Below are 24581 nucleotides of genomic sequence, written 5' to 3'. Positions count from 1 at the left end.
CGCGTGACCCCGGTCACTTTGACCGGACAAAACGGACACCATCTTTGTGCACGCGTTCACAAAGACATAGCCTGCATTCGACGGGGCGGTCTTGGAACATATGGCCGCCTGCAGCCCCGCTCATCCCGCAGGAGCACCGTGGCAACTGGCCGAACTCACCGACCGGCGACCCGTAGCCGAGGAATTCCCGAGGCCACCGTCGCCCGGCTTCCGCTGTATCTGCGCGCACTGACCGCGCTCTCCGAGCGCTCGGTACCCACGGTCTCGTCCGAGGAGCTCGCCGCCGCGGCAGGGGTCAACTCCGCCAAGCTGCGCAAGGACTTCAGCTACCTGGGGTCCTACGGAACGCGCGGTGTCGGGTACGACGTCGAGTACCTCGTCTACCAGATCTCCCGCGAGCTCGGGCTCACCCAGGACTGGCCGGTCGTCATCGTCGGCATCGGTAACCTCGGCGCCGCGCTCGCCAACTACGGCGGCTTCGCCTCCCGCGGTTTCCGTGTCGCCGCGCTGATCGACGCCGACCCGGCGATGGCCGGTACGCCCGTCGCCGGGATCCCCGTCCAGCACGCCGACGAACTGGAGAAGATCGTCGGCGACAACGGTGTGTCGATCGGTGTCATCTCGACCCCGGCCGGTGCCGCGCAGCAGGTCTGCGACCGGCTCGTCGCCGCGGGCGTCACCTCCATCCTGAACTTCGCGCCGACGGTGCTCTCCGTGCCCGACGGCGTCGACGTCCGCAAGGTCGACCTCTCGATCGAACTCCAGATCCTCGCCTTCCACGAGCAGCGCAAGGCCGGTGAGGAAGGCTCCGGGGGCGGCATCGACCAGGCCGCGCCGCCCATGCGTGCCGCCGCGAGCAGCAGCCGGAAGGGACCCGACGGGGACATGCCCGCCGTGATGCCGGCATGAGTCTCCTTGTCGTAGGGCTGAGCCACCGCAGCGCCCCGGTCTCCGTACTGGAGCGGGCGTCGCTGGCTGCCGAGACGCAGGCCAAGCTGCTGCAGGACACCCTCGCCGCGGAGCCCGCGGCCGAGGCCGCCGTCCTCGCCACCTGCAACCGCATCGAGCTGTACGCCGACGTGGACAAGTTCCACGCGGGCGTGGCCGAGCTGTCCACGCTCCTCGCCCAGCACAGCGGGGTCGGACTGGACGAGCTCACTCCGTATCTCTATGTGCACTACGAGGACCGGGCCGTCCACCACCTCTTCTCGGTGGCGTGCGGACTGGACTCGATGGTGATCGGCGAGGGCCAGATCCTCGGCCAGATCAAGGACGCGCTGGCGCTGGGGCAGGAGATCCACACGGCCGGCCGGCTGTTGAACGACCTGTTCCAGCAGGCCCTGCGGGTCGGCAAGCGCGCCCACAGCGAGACCGGGATCGACCGGGCCGGGCAGTCGCTCGTCACCTTCGGTCTGCAGCAGCTCGCGAACGGCGCGGACACCGCCGACTGGGCCCGCGGCAAGCGTGCCCTGGTGATCGGCGCCGGCTCGATGTCGTCGCTGGCCGCCGCCACGCTGGCCCGTACCGGTGTCGCCGAGATCGTCGTCGCCAACCGGACCCGGGCCCGCGCCGACCGGCTCGTCGAGATCCTCAACCAGCCCGGTGGTACGGGTGTGGTCGCCCGAGCCGTGGAGATGGCCGCAGTCTCCGACGAACTGACACGTGCCGATGTCGTCGTGTCCTGCACCGGCGCGACGGGTCTCGTACTGACCGGTGAGGCCGTCGCCGACGCGCTCGGCCTGCCGTTCGACGCGGCCGTCAGCACCGTCGAGGCGCCCGCCGCACCCGCCGCCGATCTCGACCGGCACGCCGCATGGGTGGAGAACGGCTCCGCACCCGCGACCGCACAGGCGCAGGCCGTCCGCCGGGCCACCGTGCCCGCGCAGTCCACCGGGCCGGTCCGGCTCGCCCTGCTCGACCTCGCCATGCCGCGCGACATCGACGGAGCGGCCGCCCGGCTCGAGGGTGTGCGCCTCGTCGACATCGAGTCGCTCGCGGAGGCGTCCGCGGACGCCCCGATGGCCGCCGACGTCGACCTGGTCCGCACCATCGTCGCCGACGAGGTCGCGGCGTTCGGCGCCGCCCAGCGCGCCGCCCACATCACCCCGACCGTCGTCGCCCTGCGCACCATGGCCGCCGATGTGGTGGCCGGCGAGATCGCCCGGCTCGACGGACGCCTTCCCGACCTGGACGAGAAGCAGCGCGCCGAGATCACCCAGACCGTGCGCCGCGTCGTCGACAAGCTCCTGCACGCGCCCACCGTGCGGGTCAAGCAGCTCGCCAGCGAGCCCGGCGGCGCCGGGTACGCCGACGCGCTGCGGGAACTCTTCGACCTCGACCCGCAGACGGTCGCGGCCGTCTCCCGGGCAGACCTGAACGACCCGAATCGAGGGCGGTCATGACCGACAACTCACCCCTGCGCGCGCGGGCCGGCGCGCCGCTCCGGCTGGGCACCCGGCGCAGCAAGCTCGCCATGGCGCAGTCCGGCCACGTCGCCGACGCGGTCAGCGAGGTGACCGGGCGTGCCGTCGAGCTCGTCGAGGTCACCACGTACGGAGACACCTCGAAGGAACATCTCGCGCAGATCGGCGGCACGGGTGTGTTCGTCGCCGCGCTGCGCGAGGCGCTGCTGCGCGGCGAGGTGGACTTCGCCGTCCACTCCCTCAAGGACCTGCCGACCGCCCAGCCCGAGGGCCTCGTGCTGGCCGCCGTGCCCGTGCGCGAGGATCCGCGCGACGTGCTGGTGGCGCGGGACGGGCTGACCTTCGAGCAGCTGCCGCCCGGTGCCCGCATAGGCACCGGCTCGCCGCGCCGCATGGCGCAGCTCAATGCGTACGCCCGCAGTCATGGCCTCGACATCGAGACCGTACCGATCCGGGGCAACGTCGATACGCGGATCGGATTTGTACGAAGCGGCGAGCTGGACGCGGTGGTTCTCGCCGCGGCCGGGCTCAGCCGTCTCGGCCGGACCGGTGAGGTGACCGACTTTCTGCCGGTCGACACCGTTCTGCCCGCTCCCGGCCAGGGAGCACTGGCGATCGAATGCGCTGCAACCAGCGCGGACCTCGCCGCCGCGCTCGCCGAGCTCGACGACCCGTACACCCGGGTCGCCGTGACCGCCGAGCGTTCCCTGCTCGCCGCCCTGGAGGCCGGCTGCTCCGCACCTGTGGGTGCGCTGGCCGACCTCCTGGCCGACGGTCAGGCTGTCAATGAACTGCGCCTGCGCGGTGTCGTCGGTTCCACCGACGGCGCCTCGCTGGTACAGATGTCCATCACCGGTCCCGTCCCCACGTCGCACGACGACGCGGCGGCCCTCGGTCGCGAGCTCGCGGCCGAGATGCTTGCCAAGGGTGCGGCCGGTCTTATGGGGGAGCGAGCACTTTGAGCCCCACCGGCCCCGCCGCATCCGACTTTCCGGTCCTGTCCGCAGGGCACGTCACCTTCCTCGGCGCCGGTCCCGGCGATCCGGGACTGCTGACTCTGCGCGCCGTCGAGGCGCTCGCGAGCGCGGACGTTCTTGTCGCCGAGCCGGACGTGCTCGGCGTCGTCCGCGGCCATGCGCGGGCAGGCGTAAGCACGCCTGAGCTGACGGTTGTTGACGTCTCGTCAACAGCCGCCGACGTTCCCGTTCTCAGGGACGCGGCCAATCTTGTCATGGAGGCCGCGAAGGGCGGCAGGCGGGTCGTCCGTGCCGTGTCCGGGGACCCGGGACTCGACGGGAACGCGGGCACGGAGATGCTCGCCTGCGCCGCCGCAGGCATCCCCTTCGAGGTCGTGCCAGGTGTGGCGAACGCCGTGGGTGTACCCGCGTACGCCGGTGTGCCGCTGCGTGACGCGCAGGGCGCCGACGTCCGGTTCGTCGACGCCCGTACCGCCTCGGACCGCTGCTGGACCGAGCTCGGCGCGAGCGACGCCACGGCCGTCGTCTCGACGACGCTGGACTCGGTCGCGGCCGCCGCGGGCGAGCTGGTCTCGGCCGGCCGCAAGCCCGACACCCCGCTGACCGTCACGGTCGCCGGTACGACGACCCGGCAGCGCACCTGGACGGCGACGCTCGGGACGATCGCCCAGGTCCTGAAGCAGGCCAAGGTGCTGCCGTCGCCGGACGGGCACCAGCCGGTCATAGCCGTGGTCGGGGAGCGCAGCTCCGCCGCCCAGCGCGACCAGCTCGCGTGGTTCGAGTCCAAGCCGCTGTTCGGCTGGAAGGTGCTCGTGCCGCGCACGAAGGAGCAGGCGGCGTCGCTCTCCGACCAGCTGCGTTCGTACGGCGCTGTGCCGCACGAGGTTCCGACGATCGCCGTCGAGCCGCCGCGTACGCCCCAGCAGATGGAGCGGGCGGTCAAGGGCCTCGTCACGGGCCGCTACGAGTGGATCGCCTTCACCAGCGTCAACGCCGTCAAGGCCGTCCGGGAGAAGTTCGAGGAGTACGGGCTCGACGCCCGCGCCTTCGCCGGGATCAAGGTCGCCGCGGTCGGCGAGCAGACCGCGGCCGCGCTGATCGACTTCGGTGTGAAGCCGGACCTGGTGCCGTCCGGTGAGCAGTCCGCCGCCGGTCTGCTGGAGGACTGGCCGCCGTACGACCCGGTCTTCGACCCGATCGACCGTGTCTTCCTGCCGCGCGCCGACATCGCCACGGAGACTCTGGTCGCGGGGCTCATCGAGCTGGGCTGGGAGGTCGACGACGTCACTGCGTACCGCACGGTCCGCGCCTCGCCGCCGCCGTCCGACACCCGTGAGGCCATCAAGGGCGGCGGTTTCGACGCGGTGCTCTTCACCTCGTCGTCGACCGTCCGGAACCTGGTCGGCATCGCGGGCAAGCCGCACAACGTGACCGTCATCGCGTGCATCGGCCCCGCCACCGCGAAGACCGCCGAGGAGCACGGCCTGCGGGTCGACGTCCTGTCGCCGGAGCCGTCGGTGCACAAGCTGGCCGAGGCGCTCGCCGAGTTCGGCGCGCAGCGCCGGGAGGCGGCGAAGGAGGCCGGTGACCCGGTGACGCGGCCGAGCGAGCGGCGTCCCGGGGCGCGCAGGCGTCGTACGACGACCTGACCGGCCCGTTCGGGAGTGTTGGGGGCCCGGTTGCTTCGGCAGCCGGGCCCCTGCCTGTTCGCCGGCCCGTTCTCCCGTTCGTTTTTCCGGTACGGGTGTCGGTAAGACGGTGATGTGTACGGGTCTATCGTCGAAGGATGACTGTGTACGGAAACTTCCCCGGCTCCCGCCCCCGGCGGCTGCGGACGACCCCGGCGATGCGGCGGATGGTCGCCGAGACACGGCTCGACCCGGCGAACCTGATCCTGCCCGCGTTCGTACGCGAGGGCATCACCGCGCCCGTCGCCATCTCGGCCATGCCCGGTGTCCAGCAGCACACCCTGGACACCCTCCGGAAGGCCGCCGTCGACGCGGTCTCGGCCGGGGTCTCCGGGATCATGCTCTTCGGTGTTCCGGCGGACGAGAAGAAGGACGCCCGGGGGACCGCGGGTACCGACCCGGACGGCATCCTCCAGGTCGGTCTGCGCGCGGTGCGCGAGGAGGTCGGTGACGATCTCGTCGTCATGTCGGACCTGTGCCTCGACGAATACACGGACCACGGCCACTGCGGTGTCCTGACCGCCGACGGCCGCGTCGACAACGACGCCACGCTCGAGCGGTACGCCGAAATGGCGCAGGTCCAGGCCGACGCGGGTGCCCATGTGGTCGGCCCCAGCGGCATGATGGACGGCCAGGTCGGCGTCGTCCGCGACGCGCTCGACCAGACGGGCCACGAGGACGTGTCGATCCTCGCCTACACGGCGAAGTACTCCTCGGCGTTCTACGGACCGTTCCGTGAGGCCGTCGGCTCCTCGCTCAAGGGCGACCGCAAGACGTACCAGCAGGACCCGGCGAACGCCCGCGAGTCCCTGCGCGAGCTGGCGCACGACCTCGAAGAGGGCGCCGACATGGTCATGGTCAAGCCGGCCGGGCCGTACCTGGACATCCTTGCGAAGGTCGCCGAATCGGTGGACGTGCCGGTCGCCGCGTACCAGATCAGTGGCGAGTACGCGATGATCGAGGCCGCCGCCGAGAAGGGCTGGATCGACCGGGACGCGGCGATCATGGAGAGCCTGACCGGGATCCGGCGCGCGGGTGCGCAGATGATCCTGACGTACTGGGCGACGGAGGTCGCCGAGCGGCTGCGCCGTTCGTAGCAGCGGACACCGGGAGCCCGCGCCGCCTCATGCCGCGGGCTCCAGGCCCCAGGACGAGAGGATGCGGACCGCTTCGTGGCCCAGCGCGGCGTCCTCGGACAGCCGGTGCAGCACCTCGATCCGCTTGTCGCTGGGGCCCGCCTCGTCGAGTGCGGCCAGGGCGTTGTCCCGTACGAGCCGGTCGAAGTCGTCCATGATGGCGGCGGCCAGCACCTCGTGGACCTCCGGATCGTCGGCGTAGGGCCCGAGCGCCATGGCCGCGTACTGGCGGACCAGGTTCTCGTCGGGGCCGCGCAGCACCGCCAGCAGTGCCCGGCCCGCGCGGAGCCGGAATTCCGCCTCGGCCGGCGGCCGCAGGCGCAGTGCTTTGGTGGCCTCGACCCTGGCGAGGTCGTACTCCTCCGTGTCGGCGGTCAAACAGGTGAGGAACGGAACGATCACCGGATGGTCGGGCCGGTCCGAGAGGATGTCACCCATGTCGGCGACGAGTTCACATTTCTTGTCGCTTTCGGCAGGCAGTGCACGGAACTGTTCGACGAGGCTGTCTGTCCGGTCCATGATGTGTGCGCTTCCCCGAGCGCGGTGCTGTATTCCTCGGCGGAAGTGGCCGCCCCCCGGCGGGAGATCGCCGGGGGAGGGGTGAAGTGCGCCTTCAGTCCCACCAGAACGACCACGACTCCTGGCCCAGCAGATGCTGGTCGGCGTAGGCCTGCAAGGTGTCCGGAGTGTTGTGGGCGATGTTGTCCGGGCAGAACGCGAAGTGCTCGGCGGCCAGCGCCAGGGCCTCTTCGGGCGAGGTGGGCGGGGTCGCCACCGAGACGATCAGACGGTCGAAGCCGAGCGCCACGACCCGTGTGCCGAACCGGTCCTCCCAGGACCGGAGCACCGCGCAGAGCCGCGCCACGTCGTTCTCGTGATTGAGCGGGCCCGTCCAGCCGATCGCCGCCGGTATGTCCGCGCTGCGCCGCGCGGGGACCAGCGCCGCCCGGGCGCCCGGCATGCGGCCGTCCGCGTCGGTGAGCCGAGCGGCGATCCCGGCGGCCCATTCCTCCGCGTCGACGGGGCCGCTCACGGCCGGGGCCGGAGCGAGGCCCGGCCACTCCGGGCCGAACGGGTCGATCGCCGTCTCTTCCAGTTCGTCCTCCGCGTACTCCTCCCAGAACTCGCCCAGCACGTCCTCCGCGTGGTGGTCACCCGGGTACGACATCATGCCGGGGCTGAGCTCCCACTTCTCGGGCCACTCGCCGCGTATCCCGCCGTCAAGGAGGACGGGGAGCAGCCCGACCTTCCTGCCCTCGTCGAGGAGCCGGGGCCAGGTGTCCGGGGTCGCGGGCCCGTCTGCGTACCAGAGCAGCGGTTCGTGCCAGGGGCCGTCGTGCGTCGCGTCGACCAGGGTGCCGGGCGGGAGCCGGAGTCCGGAAGTGGCCAGTGACGGCAAGGGGTTCGGGAGTGTCGCCATGCCGGTGACCTTAGAGGTCGCCACTGACGACCGACGGTCCGACCCCTGACGTGACCGGGCCTGCCCGGTCTGTGAGTTGGGCCCGGGTCAGGTCGTCGGCTGAGCGGAACATGCCGACAGGCTGCGTGGTGCGGGTCCGGTCAGGGCCGCTGCTCGGGTGCGGTGAACTCGACGGCCTCCCGGACGTCGGCGTGCGGGTCCTGCGAGAGCCGGTGCAGGAGTTCCGTGACGCCCGGTGTCGACCAGCCGGCGACCGCTTCGACCAGTGCCACGCGGACCTGCGGGTCCGGGTGGTCGGCGAGGTGGGTCAGCCGGCCGACCGGTCCGCGGCGGCGCAGGCCGAACCAGTTCAGCGTCGCGCAGAGTTTCGCCGAGTCGCCGGGGGTCCCGGCTGCGGCAATCTGTTGCAGCAGGACGGGGGTGGCGGGGGCCGGGCCGTCGAGGGGGTGCGGGCGGCGTTCGCGCAGGCGTTGCGAGCCGTATTCGCCGCGCACTCTGCATCCGTAACAGGTGCAGGGTGGTATGCCGTTGGAGTCGGGGAAATAGCGCCATCCGGTGACCTGGCCGACGGCGCGGAGCCGGTGCACTTCGCGTCTGGTGACCGCTCGCGGGACGAACACTTCCCAGCCGCGCGGGTCGTCCAGAGCGGCGATGCGGCGTACGGCGTCGCTTGCCGTGGTTGCCGTGGGGCCCTGTCCGGGGCGGTCGTTGTAGCGGCCGACGGTGACGGGTTCGTCGTCGGGAAGACGGATGTGTACGGCGACGAGCCCGCGCGGGCCACCGTGCCGGGCGAGTTCGCGCAGCCACTGGTGAGTGAGGGTGTACGACGGCAGGACGGGGAAGCAGAAAAGGCCCCGTGATCCGTCGCGGCCGTGACTGACGGCCCGTATCCCGGAACGGCGGATGCGGGCAGCATGCGCTGCGGGTGTCAGGTGCATGAACATCGCCATGGGGTCGATGCTAGGCGTCACCGCGCACTTGCGGCGGCGGCAACTGGCCGACGCAGGTGCGCGGATGAGGGTTGCGAGCTCCAGGCCGGTCGGTACTGCCGTCTGTCGCGCCAGGTATCCGGAGCTGGAGTGGAGCAGCGGCCGCGACGGGACGCTGCGCATCGATGACGGCGGGAAGCCGTTCCGTGCGAGCAGCGTCAAGGCGCGACCGCAGTACTCCTACGTCGACGAGGTCGCCGAGTGGTCCGCCGGCTGATACCCGGAAGGAGACGTGACGGCCGCAGGGGCGCAGCAGTGGGGCCCGCCACCGATCGGTGCCGGGCCCCACTGCTGCGCGCGGGTGATGTCAGAGGCGCTCGGGCGTCCGGATGCCGAGCAGCGCCATGCCCCGGTGCAGGGTGCGGGCCGTGAGGTCGCAGAGGAAGAGCCGGTTCTCCACGACCTCGGTGGGGTTGTCGTCGCTCAGCACGTGGCACTGGTCGTAGAACGTCGTGTAGTGAGAGGCCAGCTGGTAGAGGTACGCAGCCAGCTTGTGCGGCTCGTACGTCGACGCCACCTCGGCGAGGTTCTCGCCGAACTGGTCCAGGTGCAGGCCCAGCGCCCGCTCGGCCGGGGCCAGTGCCAGCTCCGGGTGGGCGACCGGCCGGATCTCGCCCGCCTTGCGCAGGATGGACTTGATCCGGGCGTACGCGTACTGGAGGTACACGGACGTGTCGCCGTTCAGCGACACCATCTGGTCCAGGTCGAACTTGTAGTCCCGTACCGCGGACGTGGAGAGGTCGGCGTACTTCACCGCGCCGATGCCGACGTACTCGCCGTTCTCGACGATCTCCTGCTCGGTCAGGCCGACCTTCTCGGCCTTCTCGCGCACGACGGCCGTCGCCCGGTCGATCGCCTCGTCCAGCAGGTCGACCAGCCGCACCGTCTCGCCCTCACGGGTCTTGAACGGCTTGCCGTCCTTGCCGAGGACGGTGCCGAACGCCAACTGGACGGCCTTGACCTCGTCGTTCAGCCAGCCGGCCCGCCGGGCCGTCTCGAAGACCATCTTGAAGTGGAGCGACTGCCGGGCGTCCACCACGTACAGCAGGGTGCTCGCCTTGAGGTTCTGGACCCGGTCACGGATCGCGGAGAGGTCCGTCGCCGCGTAGCCGTAGCCGCCGTTCGTCTTCTTGACGATGAGCGGCGTCGGGTTGCCGTCCGGGCCCTTCACATCGTCGAAGAACACGCACAGCGCACCCTCGGAGCGGACGGCGACGCCCGTCTCCTCCAGGATCCGGCAGGTCTCCTCGAGCATGTCGTTGTAACCGGACTCGCCGACGATGTCGGGGTCACGGATCTCCATGTCGAGCTTGTTGAAGACCGAGTAGAAGTAGATCTTCGACTCGTCGACGAACCGCTGCCACAGCGCGACCGTCTCCTCGTCACCGGCCTGGAGCGCGACCACCCGGTCCCGGGAGCGGGCCTTGAACTCCTCGTCGGAGTCGAACAGCGCCCGCGACGCCTTGTAGAGCCGGTTGAGGGAGGACATGGCGGCCTCGCCGTCCACCTCGTCGGCGTCCTTGTGGTCCAGCTCGTGCGGGTGCTCGATCAGGTACTGGATGAGCATGCCGAACTGGGTGCCCCAGTCGCCGATGTGGTGGCGCCGGACCACGCTCTCGCCCGTGAACTCCAGGACCTCCACCATCGCGGCACCGATCACCGCGGAGCGGAGGTGCCCGACGTGCATCTCCTTCGCCACGTTCGGCTGCGCGTAGTCGACGACCGTCGTGCCCGCGTTCTGCGCGTAGGGCACACCGAGCCGGCCCTCGTCGTCCGCGGCGCGCGCGGCCAGGGTCTCGATGATCGCCTTGTCGCTGAGGGTGATGTTCAGGAAGCCGGGACCCGAGACCTCGATCTCCTGGATCAGGTCGCCCGCCGGGATGGCGGCCGTCACCTGGGACGCCAGCTCGCGCGGGTTGCCCTTCAGCTTCTTGGCGAGGGCCAGGATCCCGTTGGCCTGGAAGTCGGCCCGGTCGCTTCGGCGCAGCAGCGGGTCCGCGGTGCCGGCATCCGGCAGAGCTGCCGTCAGGGCGTCCGCCAGCTGCTGCTGGAGCGTGGAAGCGAGGGAATGGACCGAGGCCATGGGACGGCTGCCGTTTCCGTAGGGGTACAAGGGATCACGCCCAGTATCCCACGCACTGTAAAGCCGTTTTCGCACTGCCGGGTGGACCTGGGAGAATGGTGGTGCCCTTACGAGCCCTACCAGAGAGAAGGACGTGCCGACCGTGGCTCAGAGTCAGAGCAGCACCGAGGCCGACTGGGTCTCCCGCTTCGCGGACGAGGTCATCGCCGAATCGGAGCGTCGTGCGCCTGGCAAACCGGTCGTCGTCGCGTCCGGTCTTTCGCCGTCGGGCCCCATCCACCTCGGCAACCTCCGCGAGGTCATGACCCCGCACCTGGTCGCGGACGAGATCCGCCGCCGTGGGTACGAGGTCCGCCACCTGATTTCCTGGGACGACTACGACCGCTACCGGAAGGTCCCGGCCGGCGTCCCCGGTATCGACGAGTCGTGGGCCGAGCACATCGGCAAGCCGCTGACGTCCGTGCCCGCACCGGCCGGGTCCGCGTACCCGAACTGGGCCGAGCACTTCAAGGCCGCGATGACGGCCGCGCTGGACGACCTGGGTGTCGTGTACGACGGCATCAGCCAGACGGAGCAGTACACGGCGGGGACCTACCGCGCGCAGATCCTGCACGCGATGAAGCACCGCGCCGACATCGACGCCGTCCTCGACCGGTACCGGACGAAGAAGGACCCGGCAGCCGCGGGCAAGGGCAAGAAGCCGCAGCAGCAGAAGAAGGTCGACGAGGCCGAGCTGGAGGCCGAGGCGGGCTCCGGCGCGGCGAGCGAGGACGACGGCAGCGGCGGCTCCGCCGGCTACTTCCCATACAAGCCCTACTGCGGCAACTGCGAGAAGGACCTCACCACCGTCACGTCCTACGACGACGAGACGACCGAGCTGAACTACACGTGCAACGCGTGCGGTTTCGCCGAGACCGTCCGGCTCAGCGAGTTCAACCGCGGCAAGCTGGTCTGGAAGGTCGACTGGCCGATGCGCTGGGCGTACGAAGGCGTGATCTTCGAGCCGAGTGGTGTCGACCACTCGTCGCCCGGCTCGTCGTTCGTCGTCGGCGGCCAGATCGTCCGCGAGGTCTTCGACGGTGTGCAGCCGATCGGCCCCATGTACGCCTTCGTCGGCATCTCCGGCATGGCGAAGATGTCCTCCAGCAAGGGCGGCGTGCCGACGCCGGCCGATGCGCTGAAGATCATGGAGGCGCCGCTGCTGCGCTGGCTGTACGCGCGCCGCAGGCCGAACCAGTCCTTCAAGATCGCCTTCGATCAGGAGATCCAGCGGCTGTACGACGAGTGGGACTCGCTGGCCCGCAAGGTCGCCGACGGCTCCGTGCTGCCCGCCGACGCCGCCGCGTACGCGCGGGCCGTCGGCACGGCCGCCGGTGAGCTGCCGAGCACGCCGCGCCCGCTGCCGTACCGCACGCTCGCCTCCGTCGTCGACATCACGGCCGGGCACGACGAGCAGACGCTCCGGATCCTCAGCGAGCTGGACCCGGAGAACCCGCTGACCTCGCTCGACGAGGCACGGCCGCGGCTCGACCGCGCGGAGAACTGGATCACCAGCCAGGTCCCGGCCGAAGCCCGCACCGTCGTCCGCGACGAGCCGGACAAGGAGCTCCTCGGTTCGCTGGACGACCAGGGGCGCCAGTCGCTGCGGCTGCTCCTGGAAGGGCTGGACTCGCACTGGTCGCTCGACGGGCTGACGACGCTCGTCTACGGCGTGCCGAAGGTCCTGGCGGGGCTGGAGCCGGATGCCAAGCCGACGCCCGAGCTGAAGACCGCGCAGCGGTCGTTCTTCGCCCTGCTGTACCGGCTGCTCGTCAGCCGGGACACGGGGCCGCGGCTGCCCACGCTGCTGCTCGCCGTGGGGGCGGACCGGGTGCGGAGGCTGCTGGGCGCGTAGCCGCCTGCTGCTGTTGAACGGAGGGCCGTCACCCGGTGATGCGGGTGACGGCCCTCCGTTCTGCGCGGCCCGTCCTGGGCGTTCCGTCCTCGAGCGCCGGACGGTCCGGGTGGTGCCGGTCTACGCGATGTGATCCGCTTCCAGCTCCGAGTGGTACCGGTTCTTGAACTCCGGCATCAGACGGCGGATCAGGGCGGCGCTGCGCGGGTGCCTGACGTTGTGGCCGTCCGAGACATGTATGTCCAGGGCCTCGACGCTCGGGTAGTCGTTGTGGTTGTTCACGTATGCCGCGAACACCTCGTACGCGATCTCGCCGAACTCCGCGTCCTCCTGCGCCCACTCGGCCGGGTCCGCCTCGGGCTGCTGCGGCTGCTGGGGCTGTTCCGGCAGGGGTTCCTCGCTGCGGGGGTGCGGGACCGCGCCGATTGTGCCCACGTTGCCCAGGGGGCGGGTGCGGCCGCCCGGACCCGACGGGATCATGACCGGGGTGGGCTCCAGGCCCTCGACGTACGTCGGGTTGTACGTGCCCTCGTACGTACCCTCCGAGACCTGCTGAGCGGCGAACCACGGGCTGTCGTGCGAGCCGGGGCCCTCCTGCGGCCATGCCTCGGCGGCCGGGTCGGAGGGGTGGGCGTGCTGCTGCTGGTGCGGTGGCTGGGGCTGCTGGGAGTCGGCGTACTGCGCCTGCTGTTGCTGCTGCGGGGCGTACGGCAACTCGGCCTGGGGCTGCGGCGTCTCGACGGCCGGGGCCGGGGCCGGGGGCAGCAGGGCGGGTTCGATGCCCGCGGCCGCCAGCCCGGCCGGGCCGGTGTCGGCCAGCGGAACGCCGAACTTCGCCAGTCTGAGCGGCATCAGGGACTCGACCGGGGCCTTGCGCCGCCAGTTGCGGCCGAAGCGGGCCTGGAGCCGGGCCTGATAGATCAGCCGGTCCTGTTCGAGCTTGATGACCTGCTCGTACGAACGCAGCTCCCACAGCTTCATCCGGCGCCACAGCTTGAATGTGGGGACCGGGGAGAGCAGCCAGCGGGTGAGGCGGACGCCCTCCATGTGCTTGTCGGCCGTGAGGTCGGCTATCCGGCCGACCGCGTGCCGGGCGGCCTCGACCGCGACCACGAACAGCACCGGGATCACCGCGTGCATGCCGACGCCCAGCGGGTCGGGCCAGGCCGCGGCGCCGTTGAAGGCGATCGTCGCCGCGGTCAGCAGCCAGGCCGTCTGGCGCAGCAGCGGAAACGGGATCCGCATCCAGGTCAGCAACAGGTCCAGCGCCAGCAGCACGCAGATGCCCGCGTCGATGCCGATCGGGAAGACCAGGGAGAAATTCCCGAAGCCCTTCTGTTCTGCGAGCGCGCGCACGGCGGCGTACGAGCCCGCGAAGCCGATCGCGGCGATGACTGCCGCGCCGGCGACGACGACCCCGATCAGTACTCGGTGCGTGCGTGTCAGCTGCATCGCGGCCACCCGCGATCCCCTCCCTGTATCCCCTTCTCCGACCTCTGGCGGGCACAGCCTGGCACATGTGCGAGGGGTGTGTTGCGCGGGGAGGGACGAAGTCCGGTTCCCGGGGGAGTGCCGGACTCCGTGAAAACGCTTCTGTGCAGGGCTGTTGGGCCGGCTGCCGGATGTGCCGGTGCCGGGTCAGGCTCCTCGTTACGCCTTGTCCGACGACGACTTGGACGGCGACGGGCTCGACTTCTGCTCGCCGGCACCGGCGTCCGTGCCGGCGACCGCTGCGACGGCCTCCCTGACGGCCTTCTCGGCGCCCTTCAGGATGTCGTCCGCGGACGGCGTCTTCGCGCCCGCGTAACCCGCACCGTTGTAGGTCAGGGTGACCACGACGTTCCCCGTACGGGCCACGATCGTCGTGTACTTGAAGTCCTCATCGGTCTTGCTGAGGTCGTACGTGATCTTGGTGGCCTGGTCACCGATCCCGTTGACGGGGGACCCGACGACCTTCTTGGCGCCCTCGGTCGCCTTGGTCTTGGCGACCTGGTTCGCGAGGTCCTCCTGGGCGCGCTCGGCGCCACTGCCGAGGGCCTGGTCCGAGTCGTAGCGGGTGAAGCCGACGTCGAGCCAGCGGTACTGCGAGCCCTTGACGCCGTTGTCGTCGAGGCCGTTCCAGGAGCAGCCGGCGCGCGCCGCGGTGTCGCTGGACGTGGCCGCCGTACCGCCCTTGCTCTTGGCCTTCGGTACCAGGGTGGTGATCGTCTTAGAGGAGATCGACTTGCACGGGTCCGGCAGCCCGGCGAACTTCGCCGGCTCCACCTTCGCTTCCGACTTCTTCGCGCCCGGAGCGGCCGAGGAGGACGAGCCGTCCGATTCCTTGCTGCCGGAGTCCGACGAGCAGCCGGCGACGACGAGCATCACCGGGACGGCGGCGCAGGCGAGTATGCGGGTGAGTCGCGGGGCTGATCGGTGCATGGTTCCTTCACTCGGATGGCGCGTGCAGGCGGCGCGGCGGTCGGGGCGGGGTCGTGGTCGGGCAGGTGTTCCGGAGGGCCACGGTACGACGGACGGCGGCCGGATGCCGCCTCGGCCGGACACTTCACCGAGGGGCTCGATGCCCGTCCGGGGGCGCCCGGCGCGTCGTTATTCGCTGAACCTGTCGACCAGTTTCCGGGCCAGCGACTGGGCCTTGTCCTGCAGTTCCTTGCTGTCCGGGATCGTCGTCGCGAGGGCGGGCTGCTCGGTGTACCGGACGGTCACGAGGACGTTCGATGTGCGGAATACCACGCTCACCGTGCGGTGTTGTGCGGTGGAACCTGTCCGTGTGAGCAGATCGTCCAGAAATGCGGCATCTCCGAGACCGTCGAGGACGCGCGGCTGAAGATCATCGGCGGTGTCTGTGGTCCCCTCGCTCTTGTCGGCATCCTGCGCCGAGGCGGACGGGGAGTTCGAGGGGGAGCCCGAGGGCGAGTCCGAGGGGGAATCGTCCTTCGCTCCGCCGGGTGTGGCGGAGCCCGGTGGCAGATGGGCGGCGTCCCGCTTCTTCGCGTACAGCTCGTCGGCGCGGTCGTCGTCGCTCACGGAGGTGTCGTACGAGACGACCCGCTCGAAGTCGAGGGAGAGGCTGCGGGACGAGTCCGGCGCCTCGGCCTTCCATGTGCAGCCGACGCGGCGGTCCGTGTCGTAGGTGACGGAGGCTGTTCCCGCGTACGCCTTCTCCTGCTGATCCTCCGGCACTTGGGCGATACCCGGCAGGAGGTCCCTCAGCGTGGAGTGCCCGATGGAGCGGCAAGGTTCTGGAAGCGTGCGGTACTTGCCTGCCGGCGCCACGGAGGTCATCGGGTCGCCGGGTTTGTCGTCGGCGGCGGAGCCTTCGGTCCCGGTATCGGCGCTACAGCCGACGACGAGCGCTGCGAGGAGCGCGACGCCGGGTACGTACGCCATTTGTCGCACGGTCCTCGGCTCCCTTCGTGCGAAAAAAACGGTTGCCGCTCGATGGCGGCCGGTGAACACAATGTGTATCGCACGCGCCGCTGTGAATGCCGGTCGGCCGACTTGTTTGCCGACCTTGGCACCGGTTTTGCGCTATCAGGCTTTTCGGGGGAATTGAGGAACTATGTCGTACACCGAGGTAGCAGGGGCCAAGGTCCCCATCCGCATGTGGGCCGACCCGGCTTCGGTCGAGGACGGCGCCATGCAGCAGCTGCAGAACGTGGCCACCCTGCCCTGGATCAAGGGGCTGGCCGTCATGCCCGATGTGCACTACGGCAAGGGCGCGACCGTCGGCTCGGTGATCGCGATGCACGGTGCGGTCTGCCCGGCGGCGGTGGGGGTGGACATCGGCTGCGGGATGTCGGCGGTGAAGACCTCCCTGACGGCCAACGACCTGCCGGGAGACCTCTCGCGGCTGCGGTTGAAGATCGAACAGGCCATTCCGGTGGGCCGCGGGATGCACGACGACGCCGTGGACCCGGGACGGCTGCACGGCATCGCGGCGGCGGGCTGGGACGACTTCTGGGGCCGGTTCGACGGGGTGGCCGACGCGGTCAAATTCCGTCAGGAGCGGGCCACGAAGCAGATGGGGACGCTGGGGTCCGGGAATCACTTCATCGAGTTCTGCCTCGATGAGTCGGGTTCGGTCTGGCTGATGCTGCACTCCGGATCCCGAAACATCGGCAAGGAGCTCGCCGAGCACCACATCGGGGTCGCGCAGAAGCTGGCGCACAACCAGGGCCTGGTCGACCGTGACCTGGCGGTCTTCATCGCGGACACGCCGCAGATGGCGGCGTACCGGAACGACCTGTTCTGGGCCCAGGACTATGCGAAGCGCAACCGCGCGATCATGATGGGGCTCTTCCAGGACGTCGTCCGCAAGGAGTTCAAGAAGGCCAGGGTGACCTTCGAGCCGGTCATCTCCTGCCACCACAACTACGTGGCGGAGGAGCGGTACGACGGCATGGACCTGCTGGTCACCCGCAAGGGTGCGATCCGTGCCGGTTCGGGGGACTTCGGCATCATCCCGGGCTCGATGGGCACCGGCTCGTACATCGTGAAGGGTCTGGGGAACGCGAAGTCGTTCAACTCGGCCTCGCACGGCGCCGGCCGGAAGATGAGCCGCAACGCGGCCAAGCGGCGCTTCTCGACGCGGGATCTGGAGGAGCAGACACGGGGCGTGGAGTGCCGTAAGGACTCCGGCGTCGTGGACGAGATCCCGGCTGCGTACAAGCCGATCGAGCAGGTCATGGAGCAGCAGCGGGACCTGGTGGAGGTCGTCGCGAAGCTCAAGCAGGTGGTGTGCGTGAAGGGCTGAGCGTCCTTGCGCCGATGAACGGAGGAGCCCCGGACCCTGTGGTGGTGGTCCGGGGCTCCTCTGCGTGCGTCGGTACGGTCAAAGGGTGCGGTGGACCTTGGAGTTGGAGGCCTGGGCGCGCGGGCGGACCACCAGGAGGTCGATGTTGACGTGGCTGGGGCGGGTGACCGCCCAGGTGATCGTGTCGGCCACGTCGTCGGCGGTGAGCGGGGCGTCGACGCCCGCGTAGACCTTGGCGGCCTTCTCCTTGTCGCCGCGGAAGCGGGTGGTGGCGAACTCCTCCGTCTTGACCATGCCGGGGGCGACCTCGATCACGCGGACCGGGGTGCCGACGATCTCCAGGCGGAGCGTCTCGGCCAGGACGTGCTCGCCGTGCTTGGCGGCCACGTAGCCACCGCCGCCCTCGTACGCGGAGAGGGCCGCCGTCGAGGAGAGGACCACGATCGTGCCGTCGCCGCTCGTGGTGAGGGCGGGGAGCAGGGCCTGGGTGACGTTGAGGGTGCCGATGACGTTCGTCTCGTACATCTGGCGCCAGTCGGCCGGGTCGCCGGTGGCGACGGGGTCGGCGCCGAGGGCGCCGCCCGCGTTGTTGACGAGGACGGCGAGGGTGCGGAAGGCGGTGGCGAACGCGTCGACCGCCTCGCGGTCCGTGACGTCCAGGGCGTACGCCGTGGCCTCGTGGCCCGCTTCGCTGATCTCGGCGGCGAGCGCCTCGATGCGGTCCTTGCGGCGGGCGGTCAGGACGACGCGATAGCCGGCGGCGGCCAGCTGCCGGGCGGTGGCGGCGCCGATGCCGCTGCTCGCTCCGGTGATGACGGCAATGGGGGTGGCGGCCATGCGGACTCGACTCCTCGGACAGCTGATCGGTACGGGGTCAGGATAGGCAGGTGGGAGGGGTGGGCGTTCGGCGGCCGTCCGTGGGCGGCGCGTGGGCGCCCGGGTGCGCCGGGTGTGCCGGGTGCGGCAGGTGCGGTCAGTGGTTGCGGGGGACGTACATGATCACGGCCATGCCGGCCAGGCAGATCAGTGCGCCGATCACGTCCCAGCGGTCCGGGCGGTAGCCGTCGGCGACCATGCCCCAGGCGAGCGAACCCGCGACGAAGACCCCGCCGTACGCGGCGAGGATGCGGCCGAACTCGGCGTCGGGCTGGAGCGTGGCGACGAAGCCGTACGCGCCGAGGGCGATGACTCCGGCGCCGATCCAGATCCAGCCCCGGTGCTCGCGCACGCCCTGCCAGATGAGCCAGGCGCCGCCGATCTCGAAGAGCGCGGCGACGACGAAAAGTGCGGCTGAGCGGGCGACGACCATGGGAGCAGCGTTTCACGTGGGTGTCTGGGGGGAGCGCGGGTGGGCCGGTGAGGCAGGCGGGTGGAGTTGGCGCGTCGGGTCGGTGTGTAAATATGAATGATTCGGGCTGATCGTTATCTTCGGGACATGCTAGTGACGCGTAAGGCTCGGCTGGTGGTGTCCGCCGCGGCGGCGACTGTGGTGTGCGGGTTCGGACAGGCGGCCGTGGCGGCCCCGGTACCCGCGCCGGTGGCCGCGGCCGTGCCGGTCCCGGTGTACCGGTCGGTGGCGCCGGAGGCGGACGTCTCCCATCACGGGCACGTCTCGCTGTGGGGCAGGGGACTCGGTGTCTGGCTGCTCAGTGAGAACCACGGCCCGTCGAGCCTCGCCGCCGCCACCGTGCGGCTGCGCTTCTCGGCGAACCTCGTCGGCCGGCAGGAGATGCCGGACGCCTGTCTGCAGGCCGACGCCCGCACCGTGCTGTGCCGGACGGGTCCGCTGCCTGCGGACGGGTCGGCGGGGCGGCAGCTCGCGCTCGAACTGCAGCTCGCCGGGCGGCCGAACGAGGTGGTCGTCCGCATCGACACGGTGTGGAACGGCGGCGCGACCGATCGGAACCCGCAGAACAACGAGCACGAGGTGCTGGCGCCCGCCACCGGGGACGAGTACGTCTTCTGACCGCCGGCCGCGGCGCTCGCGTGAGGAGGTCATCGGGTGAGGGCGGCCCGCAGGGCCGCCGGGCCGGGCCGTTCGCCTGCCCAGGCGACATAGCCGTCGGGGCGGACGAGCAGCACGGTGGTGCGGTCGCCCGTCCAGTGCGCGTGCACCAGTGGGGTCGGCGAGACCGGCGTGGGCGTGTCGGCGGGGGTCACGAGGACGAACTCGCCGTCACGCAGCACCTCCTGGAGGCGGCCCTCCACCAGTCCCAGGTCGGGGGCGCGCTTTCCGGTGAGGGGATGCGCACGGCGCGGCGCGGCGTAGGCGATTGCGAGGCCGGAGATCATGCCGATCGCCTTGCCGGCGGCCGGCTGCACCAGGGACAGGAAGCGGGCGGCGGCCGTGCGGATCGCCCGTTGCCACGGGGTGCGGGCCATGGCGAGGCGGACCAGTGCACCACTGCTGCGCAGCACGGCGGCGCCGACCGGGTGGCGTTCGGCGTGGTAGCTGTCGAGGAGCGCTTCCGGATCCGCCGTGTCCCCCCGCAGGACGGCTGCGAGCTTCCAGGAGAGGTTGGCCGCGTCCTGCAGTCCGGTGTTCATGCCCTGCCCGCCCGCGGGGGAGTGGACATGGGCGGCGTCCCCGGCGAGGAAGACCCTGCCGGTGCGGTAGGCGGGCACCTGGCGTTCGTCGCTGTGGAAGCGGGAGATCCAGCGCGCGTCGTGCATGCCGAGGTCGCTGCCCAGGGCGAGGCGGGTGATCTCGCGCAACTCGTCGAGCTCGACGGGGTCGCTGTCGTCGGCCTGGTGGTTGCGGTTCCATCCCATGGCCCGGTACCAGCCGGCGCCGAACGGGGCGACGAAGGCGAACGCCTCGCCCACGCCGTTGGCCGTGAGGAGGTCCGCGGGTGCTTCGGTGAGCCGGACGTCGGCCAGGATGATCGACCGGATCACCGACCTGCCGGGGAAGGGGAGTCCGAGCGCCTCACGGACGGTGCTGCGCACTCCGTCGGCGCCGACGGCGTAGCGGGCGGAGAGCGTGTCCGGCGTCCCGTCGGGGTCCTGCACCTCGGCGGTGACCGTGTCGGTGGACTGGCGCAGGCCGGTCAGCTTCGTGCCGTAACGGAAATGCACGCCCGCGGACAGTGCCCGGCGCTCCAGCAGGCGCTCGACCTCGTACTGCGGGGTGATCAGTACGAAGGGGAAGCGGGACCTGAGTCCGGACAGGTCGAGCGAGAGGCCGCCGAAGAGCCGCAGACCGGTGAGGCGGGAGCCCGTCCTGAGCAGCTCGTCGGCGAGGCCGCGGGCGTCGAACACTTCGAGGGTGCGGGCATGGACGGCGAAGGCGCGCGTCATGTTGTTCGTCCGGTGCGGACGGCGCTCGACGACGGTGACCGAGAGGCCGCGGGCGGCGAGATCGCCTGCGAGCAGCAGTCCGGTGGGGCCTGCTCCCACCACGAGGACGTCGATGGTTTCGGGGGTGTCGCCGGCCTGGTGCAGGGCTTCGGCGTTTGCGCGCGTGCTGGGCTTGCCGGTCATGGCGGCCTCCTGGAGCCGGTTGCCGACGCATGTCGGTCAACAGCTGTAGGTCAACGCTTGTTGGCAAATGTAGATCCGACGGATCTGGCATGTCAACACCTGTTGGCCTACAGTTGTTGGCGTGACGATGCAGACCCCCGGCGCCCCCCGCCGCTCGGACGCCACCAAGGCCGCGATTCTCGAAGCCGCCCGTGAGCGGTTCGCCGCCGACGGCTACGAGCGCGCCACCATCCGGGCCATCGCCCGCGACGCGAACATCGACCCGTCGATGGTGATGCGCTACTACGGCAACAAGGAGGGGCTGTTCGCCGCGGCGTCCGTGATCGATCTGCGCATGCCCGCGCTCGGCTCGCTGCCCGGAAAGCACATCGGGGCCGCACTCGTCACGCACTTCCTGGACCGCTGGGAGCAGGACGACGTGCTGACGGGACTGCTCAGGGTCGGTGTCACCAACGACGCGGGGGCCGAGCGCATCCGGGCCGTCTTCGCCGAGCAGATCGGCCCGGTGGCCGCTGCGGTCTGCCCCGACCCGGCCGATGCCCCGCGCCGCGCCGCGCTCGTCGCCTCCCAGATCCTGGGGATGGCGCTCGCGCGGTACGTGCTGTGCCTCGCGCCCGCCGTCTCCATGCCGCGCGAAGAAGTGATCGCCTGGCTCGCGCCCACGGTCCAGCGCTATCTGACCGTCGAGCGGCCGTAGCGCACGCGGAGGCCCCGGCGAGGAGTGGTCGGCCTGAGGCCAGGCCCCGTGCAGGCCGCGGAGGGACTGCCTAAGGGCTGTCCCGTCATCCCTGGTGGATCAGCGCGCGGCGTCAGATGTGGTGCATCGCAAGACGGAGGAGCGTCCTCATACCGGTCGTATTCGGGCGTTCCGACAACGCGGCGAGGTGCCACAGCTGTCGTCGTGCGCCCGCCAGGGATGACGGGACGGCCCTTAGCGGGGTGGGGCGGCCTGATCTGAGGCGTCGCCGAACTCGTGCACCGCGTTGGCGACGATCTTCTCGAGGCGGGCGTGATGGGCGCCGCGCCAGTACACCCGGCCGCACTCCGTGCACTGCGCGAAGACGTCGTACGACCGCTGCGTCCCGTGCTCCAGCTGTCCGCTGACGGACTGCTTGTCGGCCTCGGTCAGCTGCCCGTTGCAGGCTGTGCACCGGGTCCACGGGGCCAGCACCGGTGCGAACCGCTCCAGCACGTCCCGCAGCTGGTCGTCCGGCCGGTCGCTGTAGATGTACGCCCCGGCCCAGATCTCCCGCCGCCGCAGCAGCCCCCGGTCACGGGAGAGCAGCACCCGCTGCTCCGTCGCCGACAGCGTGGCCAGCGCCGGATCCCCGATGTCCTCGCTCCGGTACGCGGCGTCGACCCCCAGCAGCCGCAGCCGCCGGGCGAGCGTGCCGAGGTGGACGTCGAGGAGGAAGCGCAGGGGCGCGCCCTCGATGCGCTGCGGGCGGACCACCGCGCGGACCTCCACCAGTTCGCCCGCGCCCGGGATGTGCGAGACCGGAACGGGCCGGCCGTCGACGAGCAGCTGACCGGCCTCGGTGAGCGGGACCCCGAGCGACTCCACGACATGGCCGAGGGTCGAGGAACCGTCGGTGGTCACGGCCGTGCGCCCGTTGCGGCGCTCGTGGGCGACGAAGAGCCGCAGTTCGGGGTCGACTACAAGATGGATCTCCGGTCCGTTCACGCCGCCAGGATGCCATCGACCGGTCCGCGTCAGCCAGGGGATTCGCGGGGGGAGGGACGGCATCCCGGGCGCGGAACGCCGCGGCGACGGCCCGCCCGGCACAGTGCCTCCGGGGCCCTGGTGGCCTGTCCTACAGTTCCCGCATGGAGATTCTCGATCTTGAACCCGGCGACGCGCGGCTCGCCGCCGACCTGCTCCCCGTCCTGCGTGAGCTCCGTCCGCATCTGACGGATGACCTCTTCCGCGAGGTCTACGAGCGGGGGTACGCGCAGGGGCTCCGCTTCACCGCCGCCTACGACGACAGCGGCGCATGCGTGGGGGCGGCCGGGTGGCGGATCGTCGACAACACCAGCCAGATCCGCAAGCTGTACGTCGACGACCTGGTCACCGCCGGGCACGCCCGCTCCACCGGCGCCGGCCGGCGGCTTCTCGGGCATCTGGAGCAGCGTGCCCGGGAGGCGGGCTGCCGGGCCTTCGCCCTGGACTCTGGGACGCACCGTACGCGGGCCCACCGCTTCTATCTGCGGGAGCGGCTGGACATCGTCGCCTTCCACTTCAACAAGCGGCTGGTCCCGGAAGCGGACTGAGACCGGCGTGGGCCGCGGGTCCGACCCCGGGCCGGGGCTACGGGGCGGGCGCCGGGCCGAGGTCCAGCCGCCAGTCGTTCGTCAGCAGCACACGGCCGGGCGGGTACTCGAAGTCGCACTCACCGATCAGGGTGAAGCCCGCCTTGCGGCACACCGCGTTCGACGCGGCGTTGTCGACGGACGGGTAGGCGTGCAGATGGCGGTGCTTGCGCTCGGCCCGGGCCTGCTCGGCGACAGCCACGGCCGCGGCCGCCGCGATGCCCCGCCCCTGGTACCCCGCGAGGACGGCCCACCCCGTCTCGTACACCTGCCGGCCCTCCCAGCTCCGCTCCCAGAACCCGATCGTGCCGACGGCCCTGTCCCCGCCGCCGTCGGCCAGGGCGATCCGGAACATCCTGCCCCGGCCCGTGCGGTCCGCGCTCAGCTCCACATAGCGGTCATGGCGCGCCATGAGCTGCTCCTCGGACTCGGGGCCGCCCAGATGGTCCATCAACTCGGGTGCGTTGGCACGGCGGAGCAGCTCCAGGTCGTCGTCCGACCAGGGCACGATCCGCACGACGGGCGCCGGTGATGACGAGGTGCGTTCCATACCAAGACAGTAGGCCGCACCACCGACAACCACCGGTACCGACCGTCAACGGGCGACGAGTGCCGTTGGCGGGGCGCCGATCGTCGATGTGAAGTCCCTGGTCAGGTGGGCCTGGTCGCTGTACCCGAGGTCCGCGGCCAGCTCCGCCCAGTCCACCTCGGGGTCCGACTCGGCGCGTTCCAGCGCCTCGTGGATGCGGTAGCGGAGGATCACCCACTTGGGACTGACGCCCACGTACGCGGCGAAGAGCCGCTGCAGCGAGCGTGCCGACAGCCCTTCGACGCGGGCGAGTTCGTCGACCCGGCGCATCGTGCGGTCGGTGCGGACGCGCTCGACCAGCGCCATGGCGCGCTCGGCCTGCGGGTCCGGTTCCGGGGCGAGCGCCAGCAGGTACGTGTCCAGCGCCGCGACCCGTGCGTCCTCCTCGGCCGGGTCCAGTACGGCCGCCACCGGAGCGGGTACGGCGAGGACCTCGTGCGCCAGGAGTCGCCGGCCCGTCCACTGCGACACCGGGCGGCCCGGCGCGAACGGCCGGAAGCCGCCTGGCCGGAACTTCACCCCGCACACCCGCCCCCGGCCCTCCAGCTTCTGGGCGAAGAGCCCGAGATCGATGCCCGCGACCTCCGCGAAGGCGGCCTCGCCGCTGCTCTCGTGGCGCTGGAAGACCAGGTTCACCGAAGGGTGCGGGACCACGTGCGAGGTGTACGGCTCCGGCAGGTCCCAGTCGATCAGCCAGTAGGAGTCCACCCGTGTCCGCAGTCCGGGAGCGGGCTCGCGGCGGCGGAAGTGCACATGCGCGAAGAGTTCGCGGGCGTCGACGATGCCCCGGGTGTCGCGTCGAGGAGCAGACATGGGACCGATCCTATGGTGAA

24 protein-coding genes are annotated in these 24581 nt (G+C 71.0%); 11 read left to right on the top strand and 13 right to left on the bottom strand.

Annotated features, from left to right (window positions below; genetic code table 11):
• The first annotated feature begins 138 nt into the window (after window positions 1–138).
• From LRD69_RS13300 to hemB, 5 genes are all read left to right on the top strand, one after another.
• A complete protein-coding gene (locus LRD69_RS13300; protein ID WP_277326785.1) occupies window positions 139–909 on the top strand; it encodes a redox-sensing transcriptional repressor Rex in 771 nt (256 codons plus the stop codon).
• Window positions 906–2402 carry a glutamyl-tRNA reductase gene (locus LRD69_RS13295; RefSeq protein ID WP_277326784.1) on the top strand — a complete coding sequence of 499 codons (1497 nt, stop codon included), beginning with the start codon at window positions 906–908 and terminating at the stop codon, window positions 2400–2402. The genes LRD69_RS13300 and LRD69_RS13295 overlap by 4 nt, the downstream gene beginning before the upstream one ends.
• Window positions 2399–3385: a hydroxymethylbilane synthase gene (hemC, locus tag LRD69_RS13290; RefSeq protein WP_277326783.1), complete on the top strand. Its 987-nt coding sequence runs from the start codon at window positions 2399–2401 to the stop codon at window positions 3383–3385. The genes LRD69_RS13295 and hemC overlap by 4 nt, the downstream gene beginning before the upstream one ends.
• Complete coding sequence (locus LRD69_RS13285; RefSeq protein WP_277326782.1) at window positions 3382–5049, top strand: bifunctional uroporphyrinogen-III C-methyltransferase/uroporphyrinogen-III synthase; 1668 nt, start codon at window positions 3382–3384, stop codon at window positions 5047–5049. Before hemC ends, LRD69_RS13285 begins: the two co-directional genes overlap by 4 nt.
• A 137-nt stretch (window positions 5050–5186) precedes the next feature.
• Window positions 5187–6185 carry a porphobilinogen synthase gene (gene hemB / locus LRD69_RS13280; RefSeq protein WP_277326781.1) on the top strand — a complete coding sequence of 333 codons (999 nt, stop codon included), beginning with the start codon at window positions 5187–5189 and terminating at the stop codon, window positions 6183–6185.
• A gap of 27 nt (window positions 6186–6212) precedes the next feature.
• Here hemB and LRD69_RS13275 read toward each other — a convergent pair whose 3' ends face one another.
• From LRD69_RS13275 to LRD69_RS13265, 3 genes are all read right to left on the bottom strand, one after another.
• Complete coding sequence (locus LRD69_RS13275; protein ID WP_277326780.1) at window positions 6213–6743, bottom strand: HEAT repeat domain-containing protein; 531 nt, start codon at window positions 6741–6743, stop codon at window positions 6213–6215.
• Between the two features lie 94 nt (window positions 6744–6837).
• Window positions 6838–7644 (bottom strand): DUF4253 domain-containing protein, encoded by an 807-nt coding sequence (locus LRD69_RS13270; protein WP_277326779.1) that lies wholly within the window; start codon window positions 7642–7644, stop codon window positions 6838–6840.
• 140 nt (window positions 7645–7784) lie between these two features.
• The gene (locus tag LRD69_RS13265; protein ID WP_277326778.1) at window positions 7785–8594 is read right to left on the bottom strand and encodes a HEAT repeat domain-containing protein; all 810 of its coding nucleotides are present in this window, start codon (window positions 8592–8594) and stop codon (window positions 7785–7787) included.
• 64 nt (window positions 8595–8658) lie between these two features.
• Here LRD69_RS13265 and LRD69_RS13260 point away from each other — a divergent pair, with 64 nt between their 5' ends.
• Entirely contained in the window at window positions 8659–8850 is a 192-nt protein-coding gene (locus LRD69_RS13260; protein ID WP_277329924.1) for a hypothetical protein, read from the top strand.
• 90 nt (window positions 8851–8940) lie between these two features.
• Here LRD69_RS13260 and argS read toward each other — a convergent pair whose 3' ends face one another.
• Window positions 8941–10716: an arginine--tRNA ligase gene (gene argS, locus LRD69_RS13255; RefSeq protein ID WP_277326777.1), complete on the bottom strand. Its 1776-nt coding sequence runs from the start codon at window positions 10714–10716 to the stop codon at window positions 8941–8943.
• Between the two features lie 133 nt (window positions 10717–10849).
• Between argS and lysS the strand changes: the two genes are divergently transcribed.
• Complete coding sequence (gene lysS / locus LRD69_RS13250) at window positions 10850–12610, top strand: lysine--tRNA ligase (RefSeq protein WP_277326776.1); 1761 nt, start codon at window positions 10850–10852, stop codon at window positions 12608–12610.
• Window positions 12611–12730: 120 nt separating this feature from the next.
• Here the strand turns inward: lysS and LRD69_RS13245 are convergent, their stop codons facing one another.
• The 3 genes from LRD69_RS13245 to LRD69_RS13235 form a co-directional block, all read right to left on the bottom strand.
• Entirely contained in the window at window positions 12731–14071 is a 1341-nt protein-coding gene (locus tag LRD69_RS13245) for a DUF2637 domain-containing protein (RefSeq protein WP_277326775.1), read from the bottom strand.
• Window positions 14072–14260: 189 nt separating this feature from the next.
• Window positions 14261–15031 (bottom strand): DUF3558 family protein, encoded by a 771-nt coding sequence (locus LRD69_RS13240; RefSeq protein ID WP_277326774.1) that lies wholly within the window; start codon window positions 15029–15031, stop codon window positions 14261–14263.
• A 168-nt stretch (window positions 15032–15199) separates the two neighbouring features.
• Window positions 15200–16000, bottom strand: a complete 801-nt coding sequence (locus LRD69_RS13235) for a DUF3558 domain-containing protein (protein ID WP_277326773.1) — start codon at window positions 15998–16000, stop codon at window positions 15200–15202.
• A 172-nt stretch (window positions 16001–16172) separates the two neighbouring features.
• Here LRD69_RS13235 and LRD69_RS13230 point away from each other — a divergent pair, with 172 nt between their 5' ends.
• A complete protein-coding gene (locus tag LRD69_RS13230) occupies window positions 16173–17366 on the top strand; it encodes an RtcB family protein (protein ID WP_277326772.1) in 1194 nt (397 codons plus the stop codon).
• 78 nt (window positions 17367–17444) lie between these two features.
• Here LRD69_RS13230 and LRD69_RS13225 read toward each other — a convergent pair whose 3' ends face one another.
• Window positions 17445–18203: an SDR family NAD(P)-dependent oxidoreductase gene (locus LRD69_RS13225; RefSeq protein WP_277326771.1), complete on the bottom strand. Its 759-nt coding sequence runs from the start codon at window positions 18201–18203 to the stop codon at window positions 17445–17447.
• Between the two features lie 136 nt (window positions 18204–18339).
• Entirely contained in the window at window positions 18340–18675 is a 336-nt protein-coding gene (locus LRD69_RS13220) for a YnfA family protein (RefSeq protein ID WP_277326770.1), read from the bottom strand.
• A 126-nt stretch (window positions 18676–18801) separates the two neighbouring features.
• On the opposite strand from LRD69_RS13220, the gene LRD69_RS13215 reads away from it, so the two are divergent.
• Entirely contained in the window at window positions 18802–19332 is a 531-nt protein-coding gene (locus LRD69_RS13215; protein WP_277326769.1) for a hypothetical protein, read from the top strand.
• A 29-nt stretch (window positions 19333–19361) separates the two neighbouring features.
• On the opposite strand, the gene LRD69_RS13210 is transcribed toward LRD69_RS13215, so the two are convergent.
• Window positions 19362–20849, bottom strand: a complete 1488-nt coding sequence (locus LRD69_RS13210; protein ID WP_277326768.1) for an FAD-dependent oxidoreductase — start codon at window positions 20847–20849, stop codon at window positions 19362–19364.
• A gap of 121 nt (window positions 20850–20970) precedes the next feature.
• On the opposite strand from LRD69_RS13210, the gene LRD69_RS13205 reads away from it, so the two are divergent.
• Window positions 20971–21546, top strand: coding sequence for a TetR family transcriptional regulator (locus tag LRD69_RS13205; protein WP_277326767.1), 576 nt, complete (start codon window positions 20971–20973; stop codon window positions 21544–21546).
• Between the two features lie 234 nt (window positions 21547–21780).
• Here LRD69_RS13205 and LRD69_RS13200 read toward each other — a convergent pair whose 3' ends face one another.
• Complete coding sequence (locus LRD69_RS13200) at window positions 21781–22533, bottom strand: Mut7-C RNAse domain-containing protein (RefSeq protein ID WP_277326766.1); 753 nt, start codon at window positions 22531–22533, stop codon at window positions 21781–21783.
• A 143-nt stretch (window positions 22534–22676) separates the two neighbouring features.
• On the opposite strand from LRD69_RS13200, the gene LRD69_RS13195 reads away from it, so the two are divergent.
• A complete protein-coding gene (locus LRD69_RS13195) occupies window positions 22677–23120 on the top strand; it encodes a GNAT family N-acetyltransferase (protein WP_277326765.1) in 444 nt (147 codons plus the stop codon).
• 37 nt (window positions 23121–23157) lie between these two features.
• Here LRD69_RS13195 and LRD69_RS13190 read toward each other — a convergent pair whose 3' ends face one another.
• Window positions 23158–23709 carry a GNAT family N-acetyltransferase gene (locus LRD69_RS13190; RefSeq protein ID WP_277326764.1) on the bottom strand — a complete coding sequence of 184 codons (552 nt, stop codon included), beginning with the start codon at window positions 23707–23709 and terminating at the stop codon, window positions 23158–23160.
• 45 nt (window positions 23710–23754) lie between these two features.
• Entirely contained in the window at window positions 23755–24561 is an 807-nt protein-coding gene (locus LRD69_RS13185) for a helix-turn-helix domain-containing protein (protein ID WP_277326763.1), read from the bottom strand.
• Between the last annotated feature and the right edge of the window lie 20 nt (window positions 24562–24581).

The sequence above is a fragment of the Streptomyces sp. JH14 genome, assembly GCF_029428675.1.
GTDB lineage: Bacteria > Actinomycetota > Actinomycetes > Streptomycetales > Streptomycetaceae > Streptomyces.
The sequence above is the reverse complement of the archived record's forward strand: the minus strand, read 5'-3'. Positions and strand labels throughout refer to the sequence as shown.

Bases quoted from the DNA above. Each gene is read 5' to 3' on its own strand.
- LRD69_RS13295 (WP_277326784.1), top strand. From the start codon at position 906: ATGAGTCTCCTTGTCGTAGGGCTGAGCCACCGCAGCGCCCCGGTCTCC.
- hemC (WP_277326783.1), top strand. From the start codon at position 2,399: ATGACCGACAACTCACCCCTGCGCGCGCGGGCCGGCGCGCCGCTCCGG.
- hemB (WP_277326781.1), top strand. From the start codon at position 5,187: ATGACTGTGTACGGAAACTTCCCCGGCTCCCGCCCCCGGCGGCTGCGG.
- LRD69_RS13275 (WP_277326780.1), bottom strand. From the start codon at position 6,743: ATGGACCGGACAGACAGCCTCGTCGAACAGTTCCGTGCACTGCCTGCC.
- LRD69_RS13270 (WP_277326779.1), bottom strand. From the start codon at position 7,644: ATGGCGACACTCCCGAACCCCTTGCCGTCACTGGCCACTTCCGGACTC.
- LRD69_RS13265 (WP_277326778.1), bottom strand. From the start codon at position 8,594: ATGGCGATGTTCATGCACCTGACACCCGCAGCGCATGCTGCCCGCATC.
- LRD69_RS13260 (WP_277329924.1), top strand. From the start codon at position 8,659: ATGAGGGTTGCGAGCTCCAGGCCGGTCGGTACTGCCGTCTGTCGCGCC.
- argS (WP_277326777.1), bottom strand. From the start codon at position 10,716: ATGGCCTCGGTCCATTCCCTCGCTTCCACGCTCCAGCAGCAGCTGGCG.
- LRD69_RS13240 (WP_277326774.1), bottom strand. From the start codon at position 15,031: ATGCACCGATCAGCCCCGCGACTCACCCGCATACTCGCCTGCGCCGCC.
- LRD69_RS13235 (WP_277326773.1), bottom strand. From the start codon at position 16,000: ATGGCGTACGTACCCGGCGTCGCGCTCCTCGCAGCGCTCGTCGTCGGC.
- LRD69_RS13230 (WP_277326772.1), top strand. From the start codon at position 16,173: ATGTCGTACACCGAGGTAGCAGGGGCCAAGGTCCCCATCCGCATGTGG.
- LRD69_RS13225 (WP_277326771.1), bottom strand. From the start codon at position 18,203: ATGGCCGCCACCCCCATTGCCGTCATCACCGGAGCGAGCAGCGGCATC.
- LRD69_RS13220 (WP_277326770.1), bottom strand. From the start codon at position 18,675: ATGGTCGTCGCCCGCTCAGCCGCACTTTTCGTCGTCGCCGCGCTCTTC.
- LRD69_RS13215 (WP_277326769.1), top strand. From the start codon at position 18,802: ATGCTAGTGACGCGTAAGGCTCGGCTGGTGGTGTCCGCCGCGGCGGCG.
- LRD69_RS13210 (WP_277326768.1), bottom strand. From the start codon at position 20,849: ATGACCGGCAAGCCCAGCACGCGCGCAAACGCCGAAGCCCTGCACCAG.
- LRD69_RS13195 (WP_277326765.1), top strand. From the start codon at position 22,677: ATGGAGATTCTCGATCTTGAACCCGGCGACGCGCGGCTCGCCGCCGAC.
- LRD69_RS13190 (WP_277326764.1), bottom strand. From the start codon at position 23,709: ATGGAACGCACCTCGTCATCACCGGCGCCCGTCGTGCGGATCGTGCCC.
- LRD69_RS13185 (WP_277326763.1), bottom strand. From the start codon at position 24,561: ATGTCTGCTCCTCGACGCGACACCCGGGGCATCGTCGACGCCCGCGAA.